General features: G+C 53.5%; 22 protein-coding genes. 11 read left to right on the forward strand and 11 right to left on the reverse strand.

Annotation, left to right across the window (positions count from 1 at the left end):
• Positions 1–6: 6 nt before the first annotated feature.
• The 3 genes from HP564_RS10010 to HP564_RS10020 all read right to left on the reverse strand — a co-directional run bounded on the left by HP564_RS10010 (position 7) and on the right by HP564_RS10020 (position 3,344).
• Positions 7–1,782 carry a GMC family oxidoreductase gene (locus HP564_RS10010; protein ID WP_371242571.1) on the reverse strand — a complete coding sequence of 592 codons (1,776 nt, stop codon included), beginning with the start codon at positions 1,780–1,782 and terminating at the stop codon, positions 7–9.
• A 1-nt stretch (position 1,783) separates the two neighbouring features.
• Positions 1,784–2,512, reverse strand: a complete 729-nt coding sequence (locus HP564_RS10015; RefSeq protein ID WP_371242573.1) for a gluconate 2-dehydrogenase subunit 3 family protein — start codon at positions 2,510–2,512, stop codon at positions 1,784–1,786.
• A 595-nt stretch (positions 2,513–3,107) separates the two neighbouring features.
• On the reverse strand, positions 3,108–3,344 hold the full coding sequence (locus tag HP564_RS10020) for a DUF2171 domain-containing protein (RefSeq protein WP_371242575.1): 237 nt from the start codon (positions 3,342–3,344) through the stop codon (positions 3,108–3,110).
• 322 nt (positions 3,345–3,666) lie between these two features.
• Between HP564_RS10020 and HP564_RS10025 the strand changes: the two genes are divergently transcribed.
• Positions 3,667–4,299, forward strand: a complete 633-nt coding sequence (locus tag HP564_RS10025) for a hypothetical protein (RefSeq protein ID WP_371242577.1) — start codon at positions 3,667–3,669, stop codon at positions 4,297–4,299.
• Between the two features lie 59 nt (positions 4,300–4,358).
• On the opposite strand, the gene HP564_RS10030 is transcribed toward HP564_RS10025, so the two are convergent.
• Together HP564_RS10030 and HP564_RS10035 are read right to left on the reverse strand one after the other, a co-directional pair.
• A complete protein-coding gene (locus HP564_RS10030; protein ID WP_371242579.1) occupies positions 4,359–5,867 on the reverse strand; it encodes a UbiD family decarboxylase in 1,509 nt (502 codons plus the stop codon).
• A 39-nt stretch (positions 5,868–5,906) separates the two neighbouring features.
• Positions 5,907–6,473 carry a UbiX family flavin prenyltransferase gene (locus tag HP564_RS10035; protein ID WP_371242581.1) on the reverse strand — a complete coding sequence of 189 codons (567 nt, stop codon included), beginning with the start codon at positions 6,471–6,473 and terminating at the stop codon, positions 5,907–5,909.
• 138 nt (positions 6,474–6,611) lie between these two features.
• Between HP564_RS10035 and HP564_RS10040 the strand changes: the two genes are divergently transcribed.
• Positions 6,612–7,520 (forward strand): LysR family transcriptional regulator, encoded by a 909-nt coding sequence (locus tag HP564_RS10040; protein ID WP_371242583.1) that lies wholly within the window; start codon positions 6,612–6,614, stop codon positions 7,518–7,520.
• A gap of 166 nt (positions 7,521–7,686) precedes the next feature.
• On the opposite strand, the gene HP564_RS10045 is transcribed toward HP564_RS10040, so the two are convergent.
• The gene (locus tag HP564_RS10045; protein WP_371242584.1) at positions 7,687–7,896 is read right to left on the reverse strand and encodes a DUF1471 domain-containing protein; all 210 of its coding nucleotides are present in this window, start codon (positions 7,894–7,896) and stop codon (positions 7,687–7,689) included.
• Positions 7,897–8,109: 213 nt separating this feature from the next.
• Positions 8,110–8,733, reverse strand: a complete 624-nt coding sequence (locus tag HP564_RS10050; RefSeq protein WP_371242747.1) for a pyridoxamine 5'-phosphate oxidase family protein — start codon at positions 8,731–8,733, stop codon at positions 8,110–8,112.
• Between the two features lie 189 nt (positions 8,734–8,922).
• On the opposite strand from HP564_RS10050, the gene HP564_RS10055 reads away from it, so the two are divergent.
• Positions 8,923–9,819 carry a LysR substrate-binding domain-containing protein gene (locus HP564_RS10055; RefSeq protein WP_371242749.1) on the forward strand — a complete coding sequence of 299 codons (897 nt, stop codon included), beginning with the start codon at positions 8,923–8,925 and terminating at the stop codon, positions 9,817–9,819.
• 35 nt (positions 9,820–9,854) lie between these two features.
• On the opposite strand, the gene HP564_RS10060 is transcribed toward HP564_RS10055, so the two are convergent.
• Entirely contained in the window at positions 9,855–11,159 is a 1,305-nt protein-coding gene (locus tag HP564_RS10060; RefSeq protein WP_371242752.1) for an MFS transporter, read from the reverse strand.
• A 418-nt stretch (positions 11,160–11,577) separates the two neighbouring features.
• Here HP564_RS10060 and HP564_RS10065 point away from each other — a divergent pair, with 418 nt between their 5' ends.
• Complete coding sequence (locus tag HP564_RS10065; protein ID WP_371242585.1) at positions 11,578–12,144, forward strand: UPF0149 family protein; 567 nt, start codon at positions 11,578–11,580, stop codon at positions 12,142–12,144.
• Between the two features lie 139 nt (positions 12,145–12,283).
• On the opposite strand, the gene HP564_RS10070 is transcribed toward HP564_RS10065, so the two are convergent.
• Entirely contained in the window at positions 12,284–13,417 is a 1,134-nt protein-coding gene (locus tag HP564_RS10070) for an AI-2E family transporter (RefSeq protein ID WP_371242587.1), read from the reverse strand.
• Positions 13,418–13,781: 364 nt separating this feature from the next.
• Between HP564_RS10070 and HP564_RS10075 the strand changes: the two genes are divergently transcribed.
• The 5 genes from HP564_RS10075 (at position 13,782) to HP564_RS10095 (ending at position 19,596) form a co-directional block, all read left to right on the forward strand.
• Positions 13,782–15,074, forward strand: coding sequence for an HAAAP family serine/threonine permease (locus tag HP564_RS10075; RefSeq protein WP_371242588.1), 1,293 nt, complete (start codon positions 13,782–13,784; stop codon positions 15,072–15,074).
• A gap of 107 nt (positions 15,075–15,181) precedes the next feature.
• Positions 15,182–16,276 carry an ABC transporter substrate-binding protein gene (locus HP564_RS10080; protein ID WP_371242589.1) on the forward strand — a complete coding sequence of 365 codons (1,095 nt, stop codon included), beginning with the start codon at positions 15,182–15,184 and terminating at the stop codon, positions 16,274–16,276.
• Positions 16,277–16,592: 316 nt separating this feature from the next.
• Complete coding sequence (locus tag HP564_RS10085) at positions 16,593–17,294, forward strand: EAL domain-containing protein (protein ID WP_371242591.1); 702 nt, start codon at positions 16,593–16,595, stop codon at positions 17,292–17,294.
• A gap of 881 nt (positions 17,295–18,175) precedes the next feature.
• Positions 18,176–18,622: an RcnB family protein gene (locus tag HP564_RS10090; RefSeq protein ID WP_371242592.1), complete on the forward strand. Its 447-nt coding sequence runs from the start codon at positions 18,176–18,178 to the stop codon at positions 18,620–18,622.
• Positions 18,623–18,771: 149 nt separating this feature from the next.
• Positions 18,772–19,596 (forward strand): Cof-type HAD-IIB family hydrolase, encoded by an 825-nt coding sequence (locus tag HP564_RS10095; RefSeq protein WP_371242593.1) that lies wholly within the window; start codon positions 18,772–18,774, stop codon positions 19,594–19,596.
• Positions 19,597–19,633: 37 nt separating this feature from the next.
• Here HP564_RS10095 and HP564_RS10100 read toward each other — a convergent pair whose 3' ends face one another.
• Positions 19,634–20,785, reverse strand: a complete 1,152-nt coding sequence (locus HP564_RS10100; protein ID WP_371242595.1) for an iron-containing alcohol dehydrogenase — start codon at positions 20,783–20,785, stop codon at positions 19,634–19,636.
• 291 nt (positions 20,786–21,076) lie between these two features.
• Between HP564_RS10100 and gntT the strand changes: the two genes are divergently transcribed.
• Complete coding sequence (gene gntT, locus HP564_RS10105; protein ID WP_371242597.1) at positions 21,077–22,393, forward strand: gluconate transporter; 1,317 nt, start codon at positions 21,077–21,079, stop codon at positions 22,391–22,393.
• Between the two features lie 462 nt (positions 22,394–22,855).
• Here gntT and HP564_RS10110 read toward each other — a convergent pair whose 3' ends face one another.
• Positions 22,856–23,101 (reverse strand): hypothetical protein, encoded by a 246-nt coding sequence (locus HP564_RS10110; RefSeq protein WP_371242599.1) that lies wholly within the window; start codon positions 23,099–23,101, stop codon positions 22,856–22,858.
• Between the two features lie 1,301 nt (positions 23,102–24,402).
• Here HP564_RS10110 and cspE point away from each other — a divergent pair.
• Entirely contained in the window at positions 24,403–24,612 is a 210-nt protein-coding gene (gene cspE, locus HP564_RS10115) for a transcription antiterminator/RNA stability regulator CspE (protein WP_033751857.1), read from the forward strand.
• Positions 24,613–24,709: the final 97 nt, after the last annotated feature.

Consider the following 24,709-nt stretch of genomic DNA (forward strand, 5'->3'; position numbering starts at 1 on the left):
TTCATCCTATGCCTGCACCATCGGAGCCGGGTTCTTCAGGTAGATCGTTTTGATGGCGTTAGCAGCAAACAGCGTGGTTGCGCCAACGATTCCCGTGGGGTTATAGGCATGGTTTTGTGGGAAGCAACTTGCGCCTGCAACAAAAACGTTGTGGGCATCCCAGCATTGCAAATATTTGTTAACCACACTGGTTTCCGGGCTGTCACCCATTACGGCCCCACCCGTGGTGTGGGTAGACTGATAGGGGCGAACATCGTAATGCGTGGAGAGGGTTTTGAAGCCCATATCATACGAATCGGGTCCCAGAGCCTTGACGATCTCTTCCGATTTGCCCGCCATGAACTGGGTCATCTTCAGTTCATTTTGCTGCCAGTCGAACGTCATCCTTAGCAGGGGCAGCCCGTAGCCATCGGTATAGGTCGGGTCAAGATCCAGGTAACACTGCTTATAAGGCATCACGGATGAGCTAACGCCAATGCTCATGTTGTGTAAATAGCTGTCTCTGATCGACTTTTTCCAGCCACTTCCCCATTTAGGTGCGTTTTTAGGGGTGACCGTCTGTTCAATCGGTCTGGCACCCGTAACGTGCGCGGAGACCGTGCTGCCTCCAATAAATCCTAAAGCAGAGTGATCGAAATTCTCGCTGTTATAGTTATCGATATAGGCCCCTGAGGCCCCGGTCGCGGCAAAGTGGTTAAAATAGGTCTCTTTATTGAAGAAGAGTTTTGCGCCGCCGAGCATTTGATAAGCGTAATTTCGGCCAACGACGCCTTCGCCGGTTTCCGGGTTATACGGCTTGCCAATTTTAGAGAGTAAAAGCAGACGGACATTATGCAGCTGGAAGGCACTGAGGATCACAATTGAGGCCGGCTGTTCTACCTCACTGCCATTTTCATCAATATACGTGACCCCTGTGGCCAGTTTGCCGGTGCTGTCTTTATTGACGCGTAAAACATGCGATTTACAGCGCAGTTCAAAATTAGCGTACTGCCTGAGGGCAGGCATTACGCTGGTTTGTGGCGAGGCTTTGGAATAGTTATAGCAACCAAATTTTTCACAGAAGCCGCAATAGTTGCAGACGCCCATGGCAACACCATAGGGGTTGGTATAGGACTCAGTGCATATTGCTGCCGGGCCAGGGAAAGGATTATAACCCAGCTCTTTTACCTTCTTCTCAAACAGCATGGCAGAGTACTGGTAAAGCAGAGGCTTGGTGGGATAAGGATTAGCGCGCGGAGCCTCAAACGGGTTGCCACCCTCTATGATTTTCCCGTTGATATTGCCCGCCTGGCCTGAGGTACCACAGATCTTTTCGAATTTATCGAAGTAGGGCTCTATTTCACTGTAGGTGAAAGGATAATCCTGAAGCGTCATGCCGTCAGGAATAAAGCCAGCGCCATATTTTTCTGTCACCACGGTTTTCAGCTTAAGGTCTGCTTCCAGTGGACGCCAGAGTAACCCGTTCCAGTGGACGCCCGCCCCGCCAACACCATCTCCTGGCAGAAAAGAACCCATACGGCGATAGGGTAAAGCGGTATCTTTTGAGGTGTGCCTGACGGTAACCGTCTCTTTGGAAATATTCTGGAAAAGCTTCAGGCGCACGCCGTAGTTCAGCTCATCAATAATGCGCGGATAGGCAAAGTCAGGGTAGGTATCACGCTGCTCGCCACGCTCAAGCGCAACAATCTTCAACCCCGTGGATGCCAGTTCCATTGCCATCAGTGAGCCAGTCCAGCCAAATCCTACAATTACAACATCAACAGGTTCTTTTTTAATCGTCATTTTATGCACCATACTTACCAGAAATACTTACGGGACCTAACGGATAAGGCGTATCGGGATTCTCCATTACCTGAATAAAGTCCGCACGTGCGCCAGGGAAGCCAATGAGTTTCCAGGAGGCCATCGTCTGGTTTCCACCGTGAACCGGGTCAGCTAAATATCCCTCTTTAGTGTTCTGAAGCAGCTGAGAGAAAAATAACTGACCTGATACGGACGCCAGTTTTATTTCGCCTGACTCTAAACCATGCAGAATGGCGTCCTGTTTTTCTTTATCGAGATCGGCAAAGCTGGCCTGATGGTTTTCCATGCAATATTTATTCAGGCTGGCAATGCCTCTGCGGTAAATATCGCGGGGAACCAGGTTGGTCTGGTAGCCCATTTCAGGAATGGACGCCTGGAAAGGGGGCTGCATATACCAGAGAGAGCCATGGCCATAGGGCAGTTCCATTTGCTTATCGATATAAACGGGAACGCCTTCACTTACCGCACCGGGACCCAGTTCGTCTTCAGGGATGAGCCGATCGGTAGCGGATAAAATAAAGCGCCACTCGTCGTTATTAAAAAAAACGGGAACGTAATGAAATGTCTCGCTGGTTTCTTTTACGGATGTGGCAGACGCAATGGCGCTGACGGCCGTTGTTCCTGCAATAGCGGTAACGGGAATAACTGAAAACGCTTTCCGCAGAAAGGTTCTTCTGGATGTTTTTACCTGATGCTCTTTAGATTTCATCTAGTCTGTCCTCAGCACAAAGGCCTGTTGCTCTGTGCCCGTTTTCCTTGCTCACCCCTTAATTACTCAAGGGAATAGTAAACAATCTCAATGATTTATTTGCACAGCCCTGATCCGCACAGAGATCGCCGCTCTGATAGCTGTTTTTAAAAACGATCGGGGGGTAGCTGCGCAATTTTACACAGTACAACACCGTTTCGCTATGTGAAACCGGATGCTTTTCATACAAAGATGTAACGAAAAGGTGTTTTTTTGTTATGTAAGTTGTTGGGGTGTTGTTTTCAGGATGAGATAATCATCAAGGCGACTCAGGGAGGAGTAGCAGGTCACGCTTTTTTTTAAAAGCAGAGCGATGAAAAGAACCGGACAAAGGCATTACAGGCTTTACTGGCACAGAAGATAGCAAGGAAAAGGAGGGGCGACAGGGTGAGGGAGCCGATGAAACGGCTGTATCAAGGCGATACCCGATGCATAAGAAAAGTGGCTGGCATCGCTTTAGCGCGCATTAAACCGGCTGGTGCCCTGATGGCTTGCGCTTAGCGTTAAATGCCAGCAGCAGAGCCGCGACGCTGAGGTCGCGGCCAGATTGCATAACTTATGCAGACTGCCACTCGTTTTCCACATCTGCTTTTGATTTGGACAGGATAACTTTGTTATCGTCCACCTCTTTCACCCAGCTAAAAGGAATGATGTGGTGTTTTCCACCCGCTTCCGGGTCGCTTTTAGCAAGCTTGATTTTGTCTTCGCCTTCAAAATGGTCAACGATACCAACGTGTTCGCCGTTAACGTCTACAACCTGAGCATGATCCAAAATTTCTGATTTGTTTACCATCTTGCCTCCATCCTGGTTACGGTGTTTGAAACGCATCGTCTGATGTGTTTCGGTACGCTTTAAGCCTGGTCACTACATCCCGGTTCGGTCAAGTCAGTAACAAAATGAAATATCTGGCCAGAGTCATAAGGCAGAGGAATTCTCTGCTTTTTAGCGCCATACGCTGATTTACCATCGTTGCAGAACGGCTTTTCCTGCGGCAAGGCCCACAGCAGAGCCAGCCTCTTCGCTGGCCCTGATGCGGACTCAAAGAGGGAGAGAGCTAAAATTTCGTCTACACTTCTGGACGTTCCCTAAACGCTCCGGCACCAGAGGAGAGCCCGTGAAGAAATCCACAGCAGACGATGAGATGCCAATCATTATCCCCGACACCAGTTTTAATCAGGTCCTGAGTCCTGAAACCACGAATAAAATTAATACGCGGGATTTTCTTTCACGTCGCTACGTCGATTTTATGTTACCCGGCTTCACGCTGCCGTTTGGCTACCGGCTGGTCAGCTGTCCCGATGAAAAGCAGTACCGGATGGTAACCTGTGAGGCTGAGCCGGAAACGGTCTATGCCGTCAGGCTGGATGAGACTCAGGATTTCACCTCGCCGGAGCGCGCCTGTATTCAGGTCATGGTGTGGCGCACCCGCCAGCCTGAACATGAACAGGCGGTGCACGGCATTGCCCGTCGTTTCTTCCGCTACTTTCTGCAAACATACTCGGTGATTATTACGGACAGCGCGCAAACGAATGCAGCGCGTGTAATGTGGGAAGGCATGATTGCATGGGCGCTGCGCGATCCGGGACACTTTGTTTACGTCTACAACGCTGCCTGGCAGGACCGAAAGCTGGAGCGCGTAAGGGGATGGGACGAGTTTTGCGAGCACTGGGCGGGTTTTTGCTGGGGGGCTGAACCGGAAAGTCACCTGAACCGGCGCGTGGTGATCAGCATTGTTCAGCTGGACTGATCCTCGTGGCCGGATAACGCTATCCGGCCAGGCAGGAAGGGAGGCGCGCTCCCCTGCTTTTATTTCATGCTTTCCGTAAAGCCGGGAACAAAGCGATTCACATCCACCTCCATAAACTGAGAGCGCTGGAAGTGACCTTTTAGATCCCATGGCACGGTGCAATCATAAATGGTTTTGCAGGTGATCCCCGGTGCCCGGATAGAAGGGCTGAAAGCGGGGTCCTGCGACGGATCGAGCGGATGGCAGCGCACGCCGGGGATGAATACCGTATCCACATCGGCCTGATAGCGGGTAGTCATGGCCCAGATCACATCGCTGAGGTCGAAAATATCGACATCTTCATCCACCAGGAAGACATGCTTAAGCTCTGAGAAGGCGGAGAAAGCCAGCAGTGCCGCCTGGCGCTGACGGCCTTCATCCTGCGGGCCGCGCTTGTTGATCTGCAACACGGCCATATATTTGCCGGTGCCGGGAGAGGGGCAGTGGACATTTTTCACTAATCCCGGCAGCGCGCGCTCGACCATATCCAGGATACTCGCCTCCGTGGGAATACCGGCGAGATTGGTATGCTCATCGCTGGGACCAATGCAGGTTTGCAGAATCGGATTTTTACGGTGCGTAACGGCTTTAACTTTGATGACCGGCACCGCCGCCTGCGCTTCACCGGTATAACCTGGAAATTCCGGCATCGCTTTGCCGCTGTGCGTATGCTGATCTTCCTGCACGCGATAATCCGGCATCAGCTCGCCCTCAATGACAATCTCCGCATTAGCAATAGCGCGTGCATTGACCGCGACGCCCTGTACCAGCTCCACTGCATGTCCGCGTAATCCGCCAGCAATCGACAGTTCGTCAAAGCCCAGCGGCGTCGTAGGCGGTTCAAAACAGGCACCAATTTCAATCGCCGGATCGACGCCGATGCTGACAGTAATCGGCAGCGCCTTGCCAGCCTGCTCTGCTTTGATGCGAAACTGGTCAAGGTGGCGACCTGGAACGAAATACATGGAGATCTCATCTTTACCCTGCACGCAGAGGCGATGAATAGTCACGTCATGCTCTCCCGTTTCTGGATCGGCGGCGTAACACATGCCGAGCGTAAAGTAGGGGCCTGCATCTTCGGGCGTATTGGTCGGCGCAGGCAGCAGGGTGCGAATATCAAAGCCGTCATCAGACGCCAGATGAACCACTTCCTGGCAGAGGGCTTTCTCACGGGGAATGACTACCGGCGCAATGGCCTGATGCACAGCGTCGCGCAGACGCTGCGCCAGCGCTTCTTTCGGTACGCCCAGCAGGCGCGCGACTCGCTGACGTGATGCCAGCAACCCAATCAGGACGCGAAAATCCGCGTAGCCTTTTACGTTATTGAACACCATCGCCGGTCCGGTACGCGTCGGGCGCATAACCGTCCCGCCTGCGCCGATGTAGCGATAAACGCCCGACAGCTCCGCTGCGGGATCAACCGGTTCGCTGGTTTCAATGTATTCGCCGTCGTACTGCTGTAACAGGCTGATGGCGTCGCGGAGGTTGAAGCTCTTGCCGTCTGCGACGTGAGGCGATGTGTCTGTCATAGTTTTTCTCCTGAAACAAATTAACGTTCAGCCAGGCGCTTAGCGGGCAAGACCCTGCCAGCGTGTGGATCCCGGGGTGTCCAGCCCAAACTGGTCAAGCACGCGACCGGCAATATGGTTTTCCACATCTGCGATCGTTTCGGGATGGTTGTACCAGGCGGGCACAGGGGGAATGATGCTGACGCCCATGCGCGAGAGGGCGAGCATATTTTCAAGATGGATGGTATTAAGCGGCGTCTCCCGCGCCACCAGAACCAGCTTGCGCTGCTCTTTCAGCACGACATCCGCCGCGCGACCAATCAACCCTTCAGCATAACCGCTGCGAATGCCCGCCAGCGTTTTCATGCTGCAGGGAACGATAATCATCCCGTCCGTTACAAAGGAGCCCGAAGAGAGCGTCGCGGCCTGATCGCCCGCGCTGTGGTAAACGTCCGCCAGCGCTTTCACATCGTTAAGATGCCATCCCGTCTCGTGTTCGATAGTCGTTTTCCCCCAGCGCGAGACGATCAGATGCGTCTCTACATGGGGGAGAGCAGCCAGCTTGCGCAGCAGCGTAACGGCGAGCGGCGCGCCCGTCGCACCGGTGATGCCGACAATAATTCTCATGCAGCCTCCTGATGTCGCGTGAAGAAGGGCCTGTCCGCACCGGCAGGCTCTCTGGATAAAAAGAAGATACTGCCCAGACTAATAAGGATCTAATTGCTATTATGCTTTTATTAATAAGCTTTCATTATCAGGTGGCCCGTGGAATACCCTAAACTTCGATCGTTCATTACGCTGGCGCGCACCCTCCATTTTGCCCGCGCGGCTGCCGAGGTCAGTCTGACGCAGCCTGCGCTGAGTCAGCATATTCAGTCGCTGGAGCAGAACTGGGGGGTAAAGCTTTTCGAGCGCAACAAGCGCCAGGTCAGCCTGACGGTAGAGGGACAGTTATTACTTGATGAGGCCGAACGCACAGTGCAGCGGCTGGAAAACCTGCGCGCGACCGTCAAAGAGGTGGCGTCAGGTAGCCGGGGGGTGCTGCGGCTTGGCTATGTCGGTACGGCGGTGCTGGAGCCGCTGCTGGTCAGCGCGCTGCGCAGTTTCAGACGTCAGTTCCCGACGATACGGCTGGAGCCGACAGAATATAACGTCAATCAGCAGATTAGCCTGTTAAAGAGTGGCGAGCTGGATGCAGGGATCCTGCGCGGGCCGCTACCCGACTTCCGCTTTATCACCTGTCGGGAGATCCACCAGACGGCACTCAGCGTGGTGATCCCCGATAACCATCCCCGTGCCAGAGAGAGGCAGATCGGCCTGCGCGATCTGGCGGATCACACCCTGATCGTCCAGCAGGATCCTGACGGTGTCGGGCTGGGCGGTGCCGTACTTCGTCTCTATACCGAAGCCGATCTGGTCCCGGCAAAAATTGTGCGGGCGGGTGACGTTAACACCGCCATTAATCTGACGGCGATGGGGATGGGGATCACCTTTATACCGTCATCGCAGCGTGATTTTCTGCGTCAGGATGTGGCGGTGTCAGATATTACCGACACTGCCGTGACCACCTCGCTCTATCTTTGCTGGAAGGAGGGCCGCAATAACCCCGACCTGATGCGTTTTATTCAAAATACGCAGTCACTGTTTATGCCGTCGGTGAATGACAAAAAGTAGCGCGCAGCGGGGATGGCCAGCCGTTTGCTAAAAAAGAGGCTGCACCGGGCACGGGCACGTGGGCAAGGCCGCGGGAAGAGCAAAGGGGGTCAGCGGCAAGATACCAGCAGGCAAATCAGAAGGCAGGTTTAAGACCAAAGGCCGCAAGGTGCGGCCTCTGAAACACTTATTTTGTCAGCTCGGCTGAAACATAGGCACCGTTGTCAAAGCGTGCGCCGATGATTTTATAGGATGCGCCCGCCTGGTGCGCCTGCGCAGCAATTTTTGCCTCTGCGGCATCAAGCGTAGAGGCTGAAGCCGTAATGGTTTGTGCAAAGCTGCCAAAAGTCGCCAGTGACAGAGCGGAAATTAAAACGAAATTTTTGATGGTTTTCATGGTCGGTTCCTTAGGTGTTTAGAGGTTGAGTGAGGCGATTTGCCTCGATGTGGTCATCATGCGCCTGTCTGTCGGCTGTTGAAAGCAGACAAAATTGCTTTAAACCATCAAAAAAAATGAATAAGCGGCGCGGGCGCAGACAGGGATGGCGGAAAAGGCAGGCAGGAGAGGGGAGTAAGCCCTGACGCGGTCAGGGCGTCACAGCGAGTCATATCAGTACAGTGTGTTTTTTAACCGCTCAGGCAGTGACTGGTCGTACGCCTCGCCGTCAATCTCAGCGTGAGAAAGCTGATGCAGAATCTGACCTGGGCTGGGAAGTTTATCACGCGCAATCTGGCTGGTGGGATCCCAGAGCTTCGAGCGAATCATGGCGCGACTGCACTGAAAAAACACGCTGTCGACGGTAATGCACAGCACTGTTTTAGGCGGTTGATTATTCAGGGCGAAGCGGTTGAGCAAATCTGGCTGAGTGGTTATTACCGCGGTGCCGTTAACGCGCAGCGTTTCACCAATGCCGGGGATAAGAAAAAGCAGCGCCACGCGGTTGTCGTGCAGGATATTACGCAGGCTGTCGAGCCGGTTATTGCCGCGCCGATCGGGCAACAGCAGCGTCTTTGCATCCTCAACCTGAACAAAACCCGCCGGATCGCCTCTCGGCGAAACGTCAAGACCACCCGGCCCGGACGTGGCGAGCGCGACAAACGTGGCGGCCTCAATAAAGGGGCGATAGGCGGGGTGGAGATGGTCGGTCTCTTTGGTTATAGAGGGCTTCGCCACGGCACCATAAATCTGTTCCAGTTCCGCTTCGCTCGTAATGCAGCTTTCATTGCTTACCATCACGTTATCTCCTGAGTATGCAGCCATGCGCTGAACGCTTTTTATACCTGACGGCTGACGGCAATGCACGCCTGTCGCCCCGAACCCGAAAAAACGTCACGGGTGCAAAGATCCCCGCAACGGTAGCGCATAGCTGTAGAATGGTGACCTCTGGATGAGCAACCTGGAACTGACTGTAATATGAAGCCGATGGCATTGAATTTTGACCTTACCGATCTCTATGCTTTTCAGGCACTGGCCACCTTCAAAAGCTTTAAAACGGCCGCGGAGGCGATCCATATTTCTCAACCAGCGCTCAGCCGCCGGATTGATAAGCTGGAAACCTCTCTTGGCGTAAAACTTTTTGAAAGAACCACGCGTCGGGTCAGCCTGACCATGGCCGGACGCAATTTTGCCCCGCGTGCGCAGCAGTTATTGAAGGATCTGGAGTGCGCCGTGGCTGAAATCGGCGACATGAATGCCAGCCGCACCGGCCTGGTCACGGTCGCCTGCGTGCCTTCCGCCGCCTACTACTTTATGCCGAAGGTCATTGCGCAGTTCCAGACGCTCTATCCACGCGTGCGTATCAAACTGATCGACGCCAGCGCCGGAGAAGTTTACGACGCTGTGGTCACCGGGCAGGCCGATTTTGGCTTGAGTTTTACCGGCGCGCCGCAGCCCGAAGTCAGGTTTCTGCCGCTGGTGGATGAGGCGTATGTGGCGGTCTGCCCGCATGACCATCCGCTGGCAGCCAGACGCAGTCTGACCTGGCAGGAGTTTTATCAGCATCCCTATGTCGGCCTCGATAAAACGTCAGGCAACCGTAATGTGCTTGACCAGGCGCTGGCCGGAATTGTCCCGGAGCGACCCGGCGTCTGTGAGACGCGTCATGTTACCACTTTACTCGGGATGGTGGAGGCGGGGCTGGGTATTGCAGCGGTACCCGCGATGGCGATGCCAAAGTCGGATCACCCGTATTTATCCGTGCTGATGCTGACAGAGCCTGCGGTGCGCCGCACGGTGGGGATTGTGAAGCGCACCGGACAAGAACTCTCTCATCTTGCCGGTGAGCTGGAACAGATGATTATTGTGGCCAATACCCCTTAGCGTCAGGTGAACTCGCGCCAGAGCGGTGGCATACCTTAGCCCAGGCTTTTCTTCGCCATATGAGGATGGGCAGCCTCCTGCTTGTAGAGAAACAGGGTTGCCAGCAGTGCACAGGCGGCGGCGAAACTCATCCACAAGCCGGGAGCAGCTTTATCACCGGTGAGTTCAATCAGCGCCGTCGAAATGGCGGGGGTAAAGCCACCAAACAGCGCCGTGGCCAGGCTATAGGCCAGCGAGAAGCCCGCGACCCGGACAGAAACCGGCATGATCTCTGTCAGCGCCGGTATCATCGCGCCGTTGTAAAGGCCATAGATAAAGGAGAGCCACAGTAGCGTACCCAGCATGCTGTAAAAGCTCGCGTTGGCCGCCAGAAATTTAAGCGCAGGATAGGCGGTTGCGATGGCGATAAGGGCCATGGTGATCAGCACCGGTTTACGGCCATAGCGATCTGATATTGCCCCGCCGATCGGTAGCCAGATAAAGTTGGAGACGGCCACCAGCAGGGTGACCAGCAGGCTGTCCGAGGCGCTCAGCATCAACACTTTTTTGCCAAAGGTAGGGGCATAGACGGTGATGAGATAGAAGGCGGTGGTGGTCATGGCTACCATCAGCATACCGGCAATAACGATTCTCCAGTTACCCAGCAGCGTTTTAAATACCTGCTGCATTTCCGGATGCTGGCGGCGTGCGCTGAACTCCTGTGTCTCTTCCAGGTTACGTCGCAGAAAGAAAATAAAGGGCACGATCAGGCAGCCAAACAGGAAAGGAATACGCCATCCCCAGTCGCGAATCGCACTCTCTTCCATTAGCGCATTCAGCGCGAAGCCCATCGCCGCCGCAACCATAATCGCGACCTGCTGGCTACCTGACTGCCAGCTGGTGTAGAAGCCTTTTTTTCCTGGCGTGGCAATCTCAGAGAGATAGACAGAAACGCCGCCCAGTTCTGCCCCTGCAGAAAAGCCCTGTAGTAAACGACCCGCTAATACAATCAGCGGTGCCCAGTAGCCAATGGCCTGGTAAGAGGGAATAAATACGATAAGAAAGGTGCCCAGCGCCATGATTGACAGGGTGACAATCAGTCCTTTGCGTCTGCCCACTTTATCAATATAGGCACCCAGTACCACTGCGCCGATGGGGCGCATCAGAAAACCTGCGCCAAACACCGCAAATGTCATCATCAGCGAAGCGAATTCACTGCTGGCCGGAAAAAAAGTATGTGCGATATAGGTGGCATAAAAGCCAAACAGGAAAAAATCGAACTGCTCAAGAAAGTTGCCCGAGGTAACGCGAAAAATCGCGCCTGCCCGATGACGGATCGTAGTTGAAGAGTCAGAGGTCATATGCATTAAAAGCTCCAGCGTAGGTGTAATGTTAATGATTCATTACTTTGTTGTGAATGAAGACTGGATCAGGAATGGCATTTGAATAAGTGCAATTAACGTATGGATTAATGTGTATTATGCATCAATCAGGCGCTTTTCCCGGCTGACCCCATACGGCAACAGGGGGAACAGCCAGGCAAGGCGTCATCATGGGTTATCGAATCCGTGATCGGCTTCAAGCTGGCGAAAAAGAGTACACGGCATTTTTTCTCCGCCTGCGCTGATCCAACGCTTTGTTGGCTTCGCCTTCGCGCTCAGGCACACTAGCCGCAGCTAAACTTACCCCGTAATGAGGGCCTGTCTCTCATCATACTGGCTGTGGGTCAGCCCGATGGCGTGACCCCCCTGTCTTCGAAACACCATAAGAGGAATTACCATGGCTACTGGCCCACTGAACGCAGACGAAATCGAGTGGATGGAGGACGTGTTGATGGAGCACGATAGCGAAGATGGCCTGATGGACATCAGCGAGCTGGATGGACTTTTCACTGCGGCGCTCTCCAGCCCGTCACCGCTGTCGCTGGATGCAATGAAGCCGGTAATCTGGGGGGAAACGCCGCCGGACTGGGAAGATCCCGCCGATGAACAGCGCTTCAATACGCTGGCCGCGCAGATGATGAACGACATTGCCGAGCGTCTCAGCCTCTATCCGGAGCAGTTTGAGCCACTGTTCGGCTACCGGGAAATGGACGGTCGGGAGCTGCTGGTGGTGGAAGAGTGGTGCTTTGGCTACATGACCGGCGTGGCGCTGGCCGAGTGGCCTGAACTGCCTGCCGCGCTACAGCCATCACTCCAGGCGATTGCGCTGCATGGTGATATCGATGAGGTTGAGAAGCTCGACAGCATGGATGAAATTGCCTACCTGCAAAGCACCGATGAGATTCAGCCCGCAGCGCTGCGCCTCTATAACCACTGGCACGGCAATACCAGCGCCATTCACTGAGGGTCTGAAGGGCTGTAAATAGGCCGCCCTGTTGTTTGCCGACGGGCCCGTAACCTGCGCCCTCGGGAAGGGGGCGTATTGAGGCGAAACGGGCGGGCAGGAAGGCGCAACGCGAGACAACGCTTTCCTGCCACAAGCCCTAGAGACGCTGGTTCTCGATGGCGGCATCGTCCGAGAGCTTTTTGCCTTCCTCGATAAACTCTTCGTCAATCTCTTCGACGTTATCACGGTTGTCCTTGCCGGACAGCAGGTTCCAGCAGGCGATAAAGAGGGCGGCGATCAGCGGGCCGATCACGAAACCGTTAATGCCGTAAATCTCCATACCGCCCAGGGTAGCGATCAGGATCAGGTAGTCAGGCATCTTGGTATCTTTCCCCACCAGCAGCGGACGTAAAATATTGTCCACCAGCCCGACAACGACCACGAAAAAACCGACCAGGAACAGCCCTTTCCACAGCGCACCTGTCGCAAAGAAGAATACCGCTGCTGGCACCCAGATAATCGCCGAGCCCACCGCAGGGATCAGTGACAGAAAAGCCATCAGTGCGCCCCATAGCAGGCTGCCATCAATGTCGACAAACCAGAATGCCAGGCCGCCCAGGATCCCCTGCACAACGCCGACCACCACCGTGCCTTTTACCGTGGCGCGTGACACCGCTGCAAACTTCATAAACAGATGATGTTTGACATAGGTTGAGAGCGGCAGCGCCTCCAGAATCAGGTGCACCAGGTAGGAGCCATCCTTCAGCAGGAAAAAGAGCAGGTAGAGCATGACGCCAAAGCCGACGGTAAAGGTAAAGGTGCCTTTGCCGATCAGGAAAACGCTGCCCGCCATATACTGCCCACCCTTCAGCGCGAAGCCTGAAAGCTTCTGCTGGATCTGCGTGGCATTGTTAAGCTGGTGCTCCGAAAGAAAATTACGTAGCCAGTCAGGCAGGTGCTGAAGCAGATCGGCAAATACCGTTGGAAACTGCGCCGAATTACTCTGCAGTTTGAGATAGACGGTATTGATCTCGACCACCAGCGACGAGGCAATAATCGCCAGTGGCGTAAAGACGATCAGGCAGATGACCAACAGGGTAATTAATGATGCCAGCCCATTGCGATCGCCCATCTTGCGCCGCAGCCAGGTTTTGAGCGGCGCAAAAATCACTGCCAGGATGGCTGCCCAGAGAATGGGGGAAAAATAGGGGGCCAGTACATCAAAAAAAGCCACGGTCACAATCGCCAGAATCACGATAAAGAAACCGATATTTAATCCTTTAACACGCATGCATAAACCTCAGGGTTAAGTGTTGCGGATGAACTATAGAACGCGCGGCGGGGTTTGTAATGCCTCTTAGTGGTTTCGTTTAAAAATTCAGGCGGCACGCAGGGAGCAGGTTGCGGCGCAGAGCTTGCGAACGGCAATATCTGCCCTAAATATGCATGATTAATGCATGGCGGTTGAAGCCTGTCGTCAAGGTGTGTAAAAATCCTGCGCAATCGTTTACTCACTTGACGGTCAGGCGATTGTTTTTGTTGCAGCGCCTCTCTCCACGCTCTCAACCAGCGGGCGTGGAGGGCTGGGCGGCAATGTGGCTGCCGACGCACACCTGTCGTCGGTGGCATTGATGTTATGAGGACAGGACAGGCAGATGAAAACCACACAAACCGGCACGCTTACCGCTGCCGCTGAGACGCGCGCAGACCGTGGCTGGCGCAAATCCGACACCACCTGGATGCTGGGACTCTACGGCACGGCTATCGGCGCAGGCGTACTGTTTCTGCCCATCAATGCTGGCGTAGGTGGATTACTGCCGCTGATCATCATGGCAATACTCGCCTTTCCTCTGACTTACTTCTCCCACCGTGCGCTGACCCGCTTTGTGCTTTCGGGTAAGCACGCGGGCGAGGATATTACCGATGTCGTGGAGGAGCACTTCGGGGCCGGGGCGGGTAAGGTCATTACGCTGCTCTACTTCTTCGCTATCTTTCCTATCCTGCTGATGTACAGCGTAGCGATCACTAACACCGTTGAGAGCTTTATTGAACATCAGCTGGGTCTGGTATCGCCGCCGCGCGTACTGTTGTCGCTGATCCTGATTATCGGTCTGATGACGGTGGTGCGCTTCGGGGAACAGATGATTGTGAAAGCGATGAGTATTCTGGTGTTCCCGTTTGTTGCCGTGCTGATGCTGCTGGCGGTCTATCTCATTCCCCACTGGCACGGAGCGGCGCTGCAAACGCTCTCCTGGCACCATGAGGGGGGCAATAGTCTCTGGATGACGCTGTGGCTGGCCATTCCAGTGATGGTCTTCTCCTTTAACCACTCGCCGATCATCTCTTCGTTTGCCGTGGCTAAACGCGCTGAGTATGGTGACAAGGCGGAGCGCAAATGCTCACGTATCCTGGCCTGTTCCCACCTGATGATGGTTGCCACGGTGATGTTTTTCGTGTTCAGCTGTGTGCTTAGCCTGTCGCCAGAGGATCTGGCCGCGGCAAAAGCGCAAAACATCTCGATTCTCTCCTACCTGGCTAATCACTTTAACGTACCGGTTATTGCCTGGCTCGGCCCGGTCATCGCTATTGTGGCGATCACCAAATCCTTCCTCGGCCACTATCTGGGCGCGCGCGAAGGGTTCAACGGTCTGGTCAATAAAACGCTGCAAAGCCGTGGCAAAACCGTAGCGCCTGCCAGACTTAACCGCATTACGGCGCTGTTTATGCTGCTCAGCACCTGGCTGGTAGCAAGCTGGAACCCGAGCATCCTCGACATGATTGAAACGCTTGGCGGGCCGGTTATTGCGGTGATCCTGTTCCTGATGCCGATGTATGCCATTCATAAAGTCCCCGCAATGCGCAAATACAGTGGTCACATCAGCAACCTGTTTGTGGTGCTGACAGGGCTGGTGGCAATCTCCGCTATCTTCTATTCCCTGTTTAACTAAACCCTACGCGCCCGCTCTCGGCGGGCCTGTCGCGTCGGAGTAGCTTTCTCACCAGGCAACATGTTAGCTTTATTGAGAATAATTATTAGTTACTGAGGTAGTAAACAATGAAAAAGGGATTTCTGCTGGCGGGAATGCTGGCATCGACGGCCTGTGGCGCAACCACCTATCCGTTGCAGGTGACCGACCTGGATGGCAAAACCATCAGGCTCGACCATGAGCCACAGCATGTCATCCTGCAGGATGGACGCGATGTGCTGGCGCTGGCGCTGCTGGATCGCGACAATCCCTTCAAACGCGTCGTGGCGTGGAATAACCTGCCGAAAAAGCAGGATACGCAGACCTGGGATCTACTTAAACAGCGCTGGCCGCAGGCGACAAACATTGTCGATATGGGCTTTAACGATCAGGGGCAGGTTAACCTGGAGAGCGTCCTGGCGCAGAAACCCGATCTGATGATTGCGCAGCTGCGCGCAAAATCTGCGCTACAGCAGTCCGGCGTGCTGGACACGCTGAAAGGCCTCAATATTCCGGTGCTGTTTATCGATTATGAACTCCATCCGAAAGAGAATACCGCGCGCAGCGTGACGCTACTGGGTAGCGTGCTCAATCGTGAGAAAGAGGCAGCGGAATACACCGGTTTTTATCAGCAGCGCTTGCAGCAGCTTGATACCACTATTAGCAAAATTGCCCGGAAACCCACGGTATTTATCGAGCCGATTGCGGGTAACAGTGACAATTGCTGCTTTACTCATGGGCACAACGGCTGGGGAGGGCTGGTCGAGGCGGTCGGCGGTAAAAACATCGGTTCTGCGCTGTTGCCCGGCAACGCTGGCTTCGTCTCGCTGGAGAAGATCATCGCCATGAAGCCGGACGTCTATATTATGACCGGCTCTAAACGTCCCAATGCGGGCGTGCTGCCGTTTGGCTACAACACCACTGCCGCAGAGGTTTCTGCCACCTTTAGCGGATTGTTAAACCGCACCGGGCTGAAGCAGATTGCACCGGTGCAGCGTGGCCGCGTCTACGGTGTCTATCACCATTTTTATAATCATCCTTACAACATTATTGGCATGGAGATTCTGGCAAAGGATCTCTATCCAGCCCAGTTTGCCAGCCTGAATCCCACAGCGGATTATCATACTCTGGTGACGCGTTTTACCCGACTGCCGGATGCGCCCGTCACGCTAAGCTATCCCTGATGGGTTATGCCGCGCGTATACGTGCGGCTGTTTACCCTTTCCGTCATGCTTTTTTTCGCTACCCTTAAACCAGCCCTGTTTTTATCTGACAATAACCTTTGTTTCACATGTGTCTTTGACGCCACCAGCTGAAAAAGCTTGCCAAAACCCAAAAAAATGCTGAAATTCGCGCGCTTATTTCGCCCCGTGCGGGATAAACGACGCAACAGGGAGTGCGCGACAGACCATTAACCTGGCGAGCGTTTACTACCACTGGGAGGCTGTTAACGATCCCGGGTATCTCACCGCTGCCATTTGGGCTTTGCCCGAGGTGTTTATGACTACACACTCTTTGGCTTCAACGCTGAATAAAAAATTTATCCTCGAGCCGGTCATGTCTCCGGCCGGTACCTTTATCGGGTTTGAACTCTTGACGCGCTATACCTCTGAAGCAGGCAAGTCGCGCAATCCCTTTATGGTAATTGAGAACATGCCACACGAGGAAAAAAGTCATCTGCTGTTTGAGCAGCTCACTGCATTGTCTACGGTCGTCTCGCTGCTGGAACAACGCAGCCTGTTCATCAGTATTAATATCGACCGCGATATGGTGCAGTTGCTGGAGGACGATGCCCGGTTGAGCTGGTTGTTCAGCTGCTCCAGCGTGATTTGGCTGGAGGTTTCAGAGAATATCGATTTTTTGCGCGATCGCGCGGCGCGTCAGACGCTGCAACATCTTAAACGCCGTGGTCTCCGTTTTATCCTCGACGATCTCGGCACCGGCTTCGCCAATCTGGAGGCGCTCTATACCGGGCTGTTTGAGGCGGTGAAAATTGACAAACGATTTTTCTGGGAGCAAAAAGATAAATCGATATTTCCGGTGTTAATGAAGAATATTCAACGTTATTGCCCGCAAATTATTGTGGAAGGTGTAGAGAATAAAGAGGATTTAGCGGCGCTGGAGCATATACCGCTTTTTGGACTTCAGGGCTATTATTTCTCTTCGCTGGCGCTCGATGAGCTACCGCGATATCTGGACTAGAAGTGCCCGCTTTTCGTATGCTCCCCTGAAAAGAGCGGGATGAGTCTGCGTTAACGCTGTTCGCAGGCTTAAAAAATGTCATGCCTTTGTCCCGTCACGTTTCTTTTTTAATTTATTTAGCGGGCGTAAGAAAAGCGGGAATAAAACGTCAGGAAAGTGAAAAGAGGTGGCGAAAGAGAGAGGGGCAGACGCTACAGGCGCGCGCTGCGAGCGATACTGCAATGCATACCCGTTTGTTGTCGGCCGATAAATCACGATGACGACGAGTAAAAGGAGCACTCCGGGGGTTATCGAACCGATAAACGCATTATTTAAAAGGGCAATGTGTTCAGACCTCAGACCTGTTTGCAGGGCGCGGACGCTGGCTGGGAGGTTATATTGCGCGAGCGCCTTATTTTTAGTGCAAAATAAGTATGCGGCTGCAGAAAAGGATAAAGAAATATCTTAATTGTTGCTTTTATATATCCTTAATTTGAAACAAGAGTGTTATTATTATTGCTCAACGCTAGTGATGTGGTGTTGTACCTTTCAGTTTATTCCCTTGGTTTGGCAAGGATTAGCCGGTATTCGGTATTCAGGAATAGTCATTCCCCCGGTCGGTTTCGATCGGGTTTTTCATTTCCTTTTCTTATCCCTTGCGTCTGAAAAATAGCGCTGTAAAGCGGCCTGGCCAGGGTCAGAAATCCCTTAGCGACTTTTCTGTGCGACGGCCTCACATCAACTCTTCTCCATAATCTCTCCAGACTGTTAAGGAACTGCTAAACAGAGTAATAGTCTGTAAGTTACAGATATTTAAGAGTTTTAGAGATTTATTCCGGCCGGCAGATAGTCGATATTAGCGGTTAACGGCGCAACTCTCGCTGTTGCCACTGGAGGTTATAATGAAAAAAATCACATTACGCGTTATCGCAACTTTTATTGCATGCAGCTCGCTGATTTCTACGGTTTCCTGGGCTGATGGTCCGGGCGATCACCATGGCCAGCAATGGCACCCGCATGACGGCGATCGTCACGACGATCGTGGACACGGCCCGCACGGACCGGGGCCGGATCGTGGCCCGCGGCATGACCGCTTTGCCGAAGGGCCGCGCGACCCTCATCGCGGCGATCGCGATCACTTTGCCTGGAACGGACACGATTTCCGTCGCGGTCACCCAATGCCGCGTGAGTATCGCGGTCCTCACTACCGTATTGACGACTGGCGAGCGCATCGCTTACCTGAACCTCCTCGTGGTGAGTACTGGTCTGACATCGACGGCAACTATGTGCTAATTGCCGCAGCAACCGGCATCATTACCTCGCTGGTTCTGAGCAACGCGTTTAACTGAGTCACTGAAAAGGGCGGCCCAGGCTGCCCTTTTATGCGCTTTCCGTGAAAACCGGCTGTCCACGCGTGCAGCTCTTCCTCTTTTTGTCACCTGTACCAGGCTATGCTTTGCTTCCACACTGTTCCCTTTCGCCTGATAAAGGAGTCGAGATGACAGCGGTAAAAATGGTGGCAGTTGATATGGATGGCACCTTTCTTAATGACCAGAAACAGTACGATCGCCAGCGTTTTATGCGCTGTTATGAGGAGATGAAGGCGCGTGGCATCCGGTTTGTCGTCGCCAGCGGTAATCAGTACTATCAGCTGAAATCCTTTTTTCCTGACATCGCCAGCGAGATCGCGTTTGTGGCTGAGAACGGTGCCTGGGTTCTGGACGGGGATGAGGAGCTGTTCTGCGGTGCCTTTTCCCGCGAGGATATTCAGTCGGTGCTGGATACGCTCGAAAACGGCACCTATCCGGGACTGCGCTACATTCTGTGCGGCCGCGAAAGCGCCTATTACTTTGACGGGGTTGAAGAGCAGTGGCTGACGAAAATGCGTCACTACTGCCATCGTCTGAAGGCGATTACGTCACTGGACGAGACCAACAATGACCGGCTATTTAAATTTGCGCTCAATCTCTCCGACGACTATGTTGCGCCGTTAATGGCCGATATCCAGCGACTGCACGCAGGGGCGGCGGATGCAACCTCAAGCGGACACGGTTCTGTTGATCTGATTGTGCCCGGCCATCACAAGGCTAACGGATTGGCTATTCTGGCGCAGCGCTGGGGCATTGAACACCCGCAGGTGCTGGCATTTGGCGATGGCGGTAACGATCTGGAGATGCTGAAACAATCCGGGTTCAGTTTTGCGATGGCGAATGCGCCACAGCGGGTAAAAGAAGCCGCACGCTTTGCCGCACCTGCCAATAATGACGCGGGCGTCTTGCAGATTATTGAGAAAATGCTGGCGGGCGAGCCGCCGTTTGCCTGAATCATCCCTTAACGGGCAGCGACGCTGCCCGTTACCGCTATGCTGGGGTGAACTGCCACGCCTGCATCAGCATCGTGCGCATTTCTTGCTCACTATAGTTCACCAGCGAATTCTTACTGTTAGCGCGCGCCAGAATCCATTCAGCCTCGGCATGGCTGAGCGTCTGTGTTTCCTGCCAGAAAGCGGTGATAGCCTGCTGCTGTAGCCACGTCTTCAGAACAGGTGCTGGCTGGCCAGCCTGCTCGCCAAACAGCTGCTGCTGAAGCTCCTGCATGAGTCGCTGCTGTGTGGGATGCTGGCTCTCTGCCAGCAGATCGAGGAAGGGAAAAAGCAGGCGGCCGCACACTTCGCCATGATGCCAGGGTTTGATTGCGCCCAGTTCGCCCGCCAGACCATGAATCACGCCCAGACCGGCGCTGCTCAGGCAGACGCCACCCAGCCATGACGCCATCATCATGGCTTCACGCGCCGCATCGCCTTCTGCGTCGCTACGATTCAGAGCAGGCCACGCCTGCACAAACTGGCGCAGTCCGGTGAGTGCCAGCTGTTGGGTAAAGAGATTGCCTTTGCTGGAGAGAAAGGCTTCAAACAGGTGGGTAAAGGCGTCAATGCCGCAGGTTGCCAGCACCTTGTCCGACGCGCCCTTAAGCAGATCGGCATCCAGAATGGCGACCGGAGGAACAAAAACCGGATGGCGTAACGACGCTTTAACCCTGATGTCATGCTGGTCGGTCACTACGGCGTTCTGGGTTGCTTCACTACCGGTACCGGCGGTGGTGGGCACCGCAATCAGCGGCAGGGTGACCGCCTGAAGTGGCGTATCACCCACCTTTTCCAGATAGCGCGCGACAGGTAAAGGATGCTGCATCATGGCGCTGAAGGCTTTAGCCGCATCCAGCACGCTGCCGCCGCCGATGGCGACCACACGGTCGACATGGCCACGCCAGCGTGTGACCCAGGCATCAATCTCTGCGGGTGACGCTTCATGCGTGACGATTTCATAACCGATAATAAGATCGTTTAATCCGGCCTTCAGGCGCGCGAAAACTGGCCCATTAAGAAAAGAACGGCCGCAGAACAGCAGCGTAGGCTGAGGTTCAGCGCTCAGCAATGGGATCAGCTTATTGATACTGCCGCGTCCAGACAGGGTTCGTTGATTACTGTACAGCTCAATCAGGTTCTCACTCACCACACTATCCTCAGGTTTACAGGGAAAAGGTGAGTGTAACGAAAACCTCAACGGGGGCTGCAGCGAACTTTCCGGATACGCCAGAATGAAAAGTTGATCACCTTCGCAAAACAGAAATTCAACCCCGAAGGGGAGCTGTTTTCATCATGGTGTTACCCTTAACATGTTACTGGTAACAGGTTGTGTCCGACTGTTAGCTCGTTTTTCTGATGCTGTACCCAACGTCCATTTCGGACCCATGATAACAAAATGCTGCTGACCACTGGCTGGTCTGCAAGGTGGAGAAAACCTATGCCATTACTTATTGTGGCGATTGGCGTGGCGTTACTGCTGCTGCTGATGATTCGCTTCAAACTCAATGGATTTATCGCTTTGATTCTGGTGGCGCTGGTGGTCGGCATGATGCAGGGCATGCCGGTCAATAAAGTCATACTTTCTATTAAAAATGGCGTCGGCGGCACGCTGGGCAGCCTGGCGCTGATCATGGGCTTTGGGGCCATGCTGGGCAAACTGCTCGCCGACTGCGGGGGCGCACAGCGGATTGCTACCACGCTGATTGAAAAATTTGGCAAGCAGTATATTCAGTGGGCGCTGGTGCTGACCGGCTTCACTGTCGGCTTTGCGCTGTTCTACGAAGTGGGATTTGTGCTGATGCTGCCCCTGGTGTTCAGTATTGCGGCCTCGGCGCGCGTACCGCTGCTGTATGTTGGCGTGCCAATGGCAGCTGCGCTGTCGGTAACGCACGGCTTTCTGCCGCCTCATCCCGGCCCGACCGCTATTGCCACGCTGTTTAACGCCGACATGGGCAAAACCCTGCTGTGGGGCACGCTGCTTGGCATTCCAACGGTAATCCTGGCCGGCCCCGTTTATGCCCGCTTTCTGAAAAGCATCGATAAGCCAATTCCTGAGGGGCTTTATAATCCGAAAACCTTTACCGAAGAAGAGATGCCGGGTTTCGGTGTCAGCGTCTGGACCGCACTGGTACCGGTTGTCCTGATGGCGCTGCGCGCGCTGGCGGAGATGGTGCTGCCGAAAGGGCACGCGTTACTGCCTTATGCCGAGTTTTTTGGTGACCCGGTGATGGCAACGCTGATTGCCGTGTTAATCGCTATCTTTACTTTTGGCCTGAACCGCGGCCGCACAATGGATGAGGTGATGGGCACCATCACCGATTCAATTAAAATCATCGCCATGATGCTGCTGATTATCGGCGGTGGGGGGGCGTTTAAGCAGGTGCTGGTGGATAGCGGCGTGGATAAATACATTGCCGCGATGATGCAGGAGAGCAATGTTTCACCGATCTTTATGGCCTGGTCAATTGCCGCAGTCCTGCGCATTGCGCTTGGCTCTGCCACCGTAGCGGCGATTACCGCCGGCGGCATCGTTGCGCCGTTGATTATCAGCAGCGGGGCCAGTCCGGAGCTGATGGTCATTGCGGTCGGCTCGGGTAGCGTCATCTTCTCTCACGTTAACGATCCCGGATTCTGGCTGTTTAAAGAGTATTTCAACCTGACAATTGGCGAGACTATTCGCTCCTGGTCCGCGCTGGAAACGATCATTTCCGTGTGTGGTCTGGTGGGCTGTATGCTGCTTTCCTCGGTGATTTAACCTAAGCATGCCGGGCATTGTGCCCGGCGTTCAGCATCAGCTGATCGGCCGCGAAACCTGCTCTGTGGTTTCACAAGCCGCGATCCGACCAAAGGCCGATGGGACATGAAAGGTCAGCACCGCGCCAGCCTCTTTTTCCAGCACCGGATAGTAATTAAGCTGCCAATGCCCCTGAGCAGAGAAACGCCTGGCGCTGGAGATCATGCCGACGCTGTGCAATTGTGTCCCGCCAGGTTTACCGCAGGCAGATGATCGGCGACCAGTCACGCCTCTCTTTCACAGCCCGCACAGAACCGGGTTGCCTGTATAAACGGGTGTAGCGGCGCAGCGTTTACGATAAAAATGGCCGCCTTGCTCATCTTTTTTCGAGAGGAAATGGCATCCTGCGACCCAAAAAACAGCAATGGCAAGTGAGGATTTCAGCAGAGGAAAAGGGCCACAGCGTGTGGCCCTGGCGAGGGATTAATGCGGCTGTTCAAAGCCGGCTTTAACCATTTGCTCGCGCAACGCGCGGGTAATTTCGCGATTACCACCGGTCACCGGGTAAATCACGTTGTTAACGACATCATCAAGGTAGTGCTCATCAAATTCCTGCATGGTGAGCTGTGTACCACCTTCGTCATTGATAGCGAAAGATCCTTTAATGTGATTGCCTGCGTTTTTCGCTTTAAGGCTGTATCGTCCCATACTGGTATTTATGGTGCTCATACGCTCTCCTTCTACTCGTCTGACATTCATACTCGCAGAGGCCTGCCTTTGCCGCACAAAGTTTAGTGAGAAAAAGGAGCGGAAACGAAGCGTAAAGCGGCTAAAAAAACGGCGACTGTGGCCGCTGTCTCAGAAATAAAACAGACTTTTCTGGAAAAGGAACTTCTCGCAGCGGCCGCAAACAGCCGCTCCGGCAGAAACGCAGCAGTACGCTATACTCTTATCCTGAAACGTTTTTTTAATGGCAGAGGAACAAGGATATGAAAATAATTTTGTGGATTATCGCCATCATTTTCATCGTAGGGCTGCTGACGCTAACAGGGGTATTTAAGTTAATTTTCTGAATGAGCGCGGGCACCGCTCAGGTGCCCGTATTCGTATCCTTCTTTACTCGCGAGACCAGACAGCGAGTAATGGGATCCAGTGACGTATTCGGTAACAGATCCCGCGCGGTCAGCCGCTTATTACAGTTGCCGCAGCGCGCGCCATGAAAATTTGGCTCTGATAAAGGATCACCCGTAAAAATAAATTTTGCGCTGCCGCAGACGGTGCAGCGAATTTTCATCACCACATTTATGCCCTCCATGTCCGAATAGAACGGCAGCCATTCTAACAAACATTTCTTATCTATTTATCAAAAATCCTAAACAATTAATGCGCGTTATCTTTATGGATGGAAGATTAAATTTTTATCAATTACATTGAGTTATTGTTACTCATGGCAACTGGGTGCTGCATCTGTTTCCTGAGAGGTCGTCAAGACTTTTTGCCACAACCGCTGCGATTTACCTCTGTTGACCAGTCGGTAATCAGATTTCGCCTCCTCGTTTTTCGGCAGTGCATGCTCGTCAGTAATCACTGATTTTTAGCGGAGTAATTTTTCTTAACTGATGACCAGCAGGCTATAGCAACTTACCTGTCAGAACCGTTACCTGTGCAGGGTGAGCAGCAGGTCAGAGGAGTGTTCGCTCAGAGACAACCTGACCCCACAGGCATAGCAATATGCAATAAACGAGACGAGATTCACTCAATCGTTGAGCAAAATAAGGTGGCAGCAGCGTTACGACGATTCTGTTGGGAAAATGCGATAATTTATAACGGTTTATGCAAAAAAAAGGCCCTGTTTTACCTGAAACCCGCTTTTTGCTGTGGCGACGGGAGGGGCATGAAAGGCGAGCCACGATAAAAAAAGGCGATATTTATCACTTTTTATTCAATTGCCGCTGGACAAATGTCCCTGCAATTGCTGTACTAGATGCCGACACAGTTTAGTGTCCATTTTTCATGTAAAGGTAATATAGATGTCCAAGATCAAAGGTAACGTTAAGTGGTTTAATGAATCTAAAGGATTCGGTTTCATTACTCCAGAAGATGGCAGCAAAGACGTGTTCGTACACTTCTCTGCTATCCAGAGCAACGGTTTCAAAACTCTGGCTGAAGGTCAGCGCGTTGAGTTTGAAATCACCGAAGGCGCTAAAGGCCCATCTGCTGCTAACGTTATCAGCCTGTAAGTTAACAGTCAGAATTTCAAAAACCCGCCGTCTGGCGGGTTTTTTTATGCCTGAATGTCTGCCTGGCCCACCCTGACTCAGACGATCTGCGGAAAGC

Origin of the sequence: Pantoea sp. KPR_PJ, from assembly GCF_041386365.1 — a bacterium.
Classification (GTDB): Bacteria; Pseudomonadota; Gammaproteobacteria; order Enterobacterales; family Enterobacteriaceae; genus Pantoea.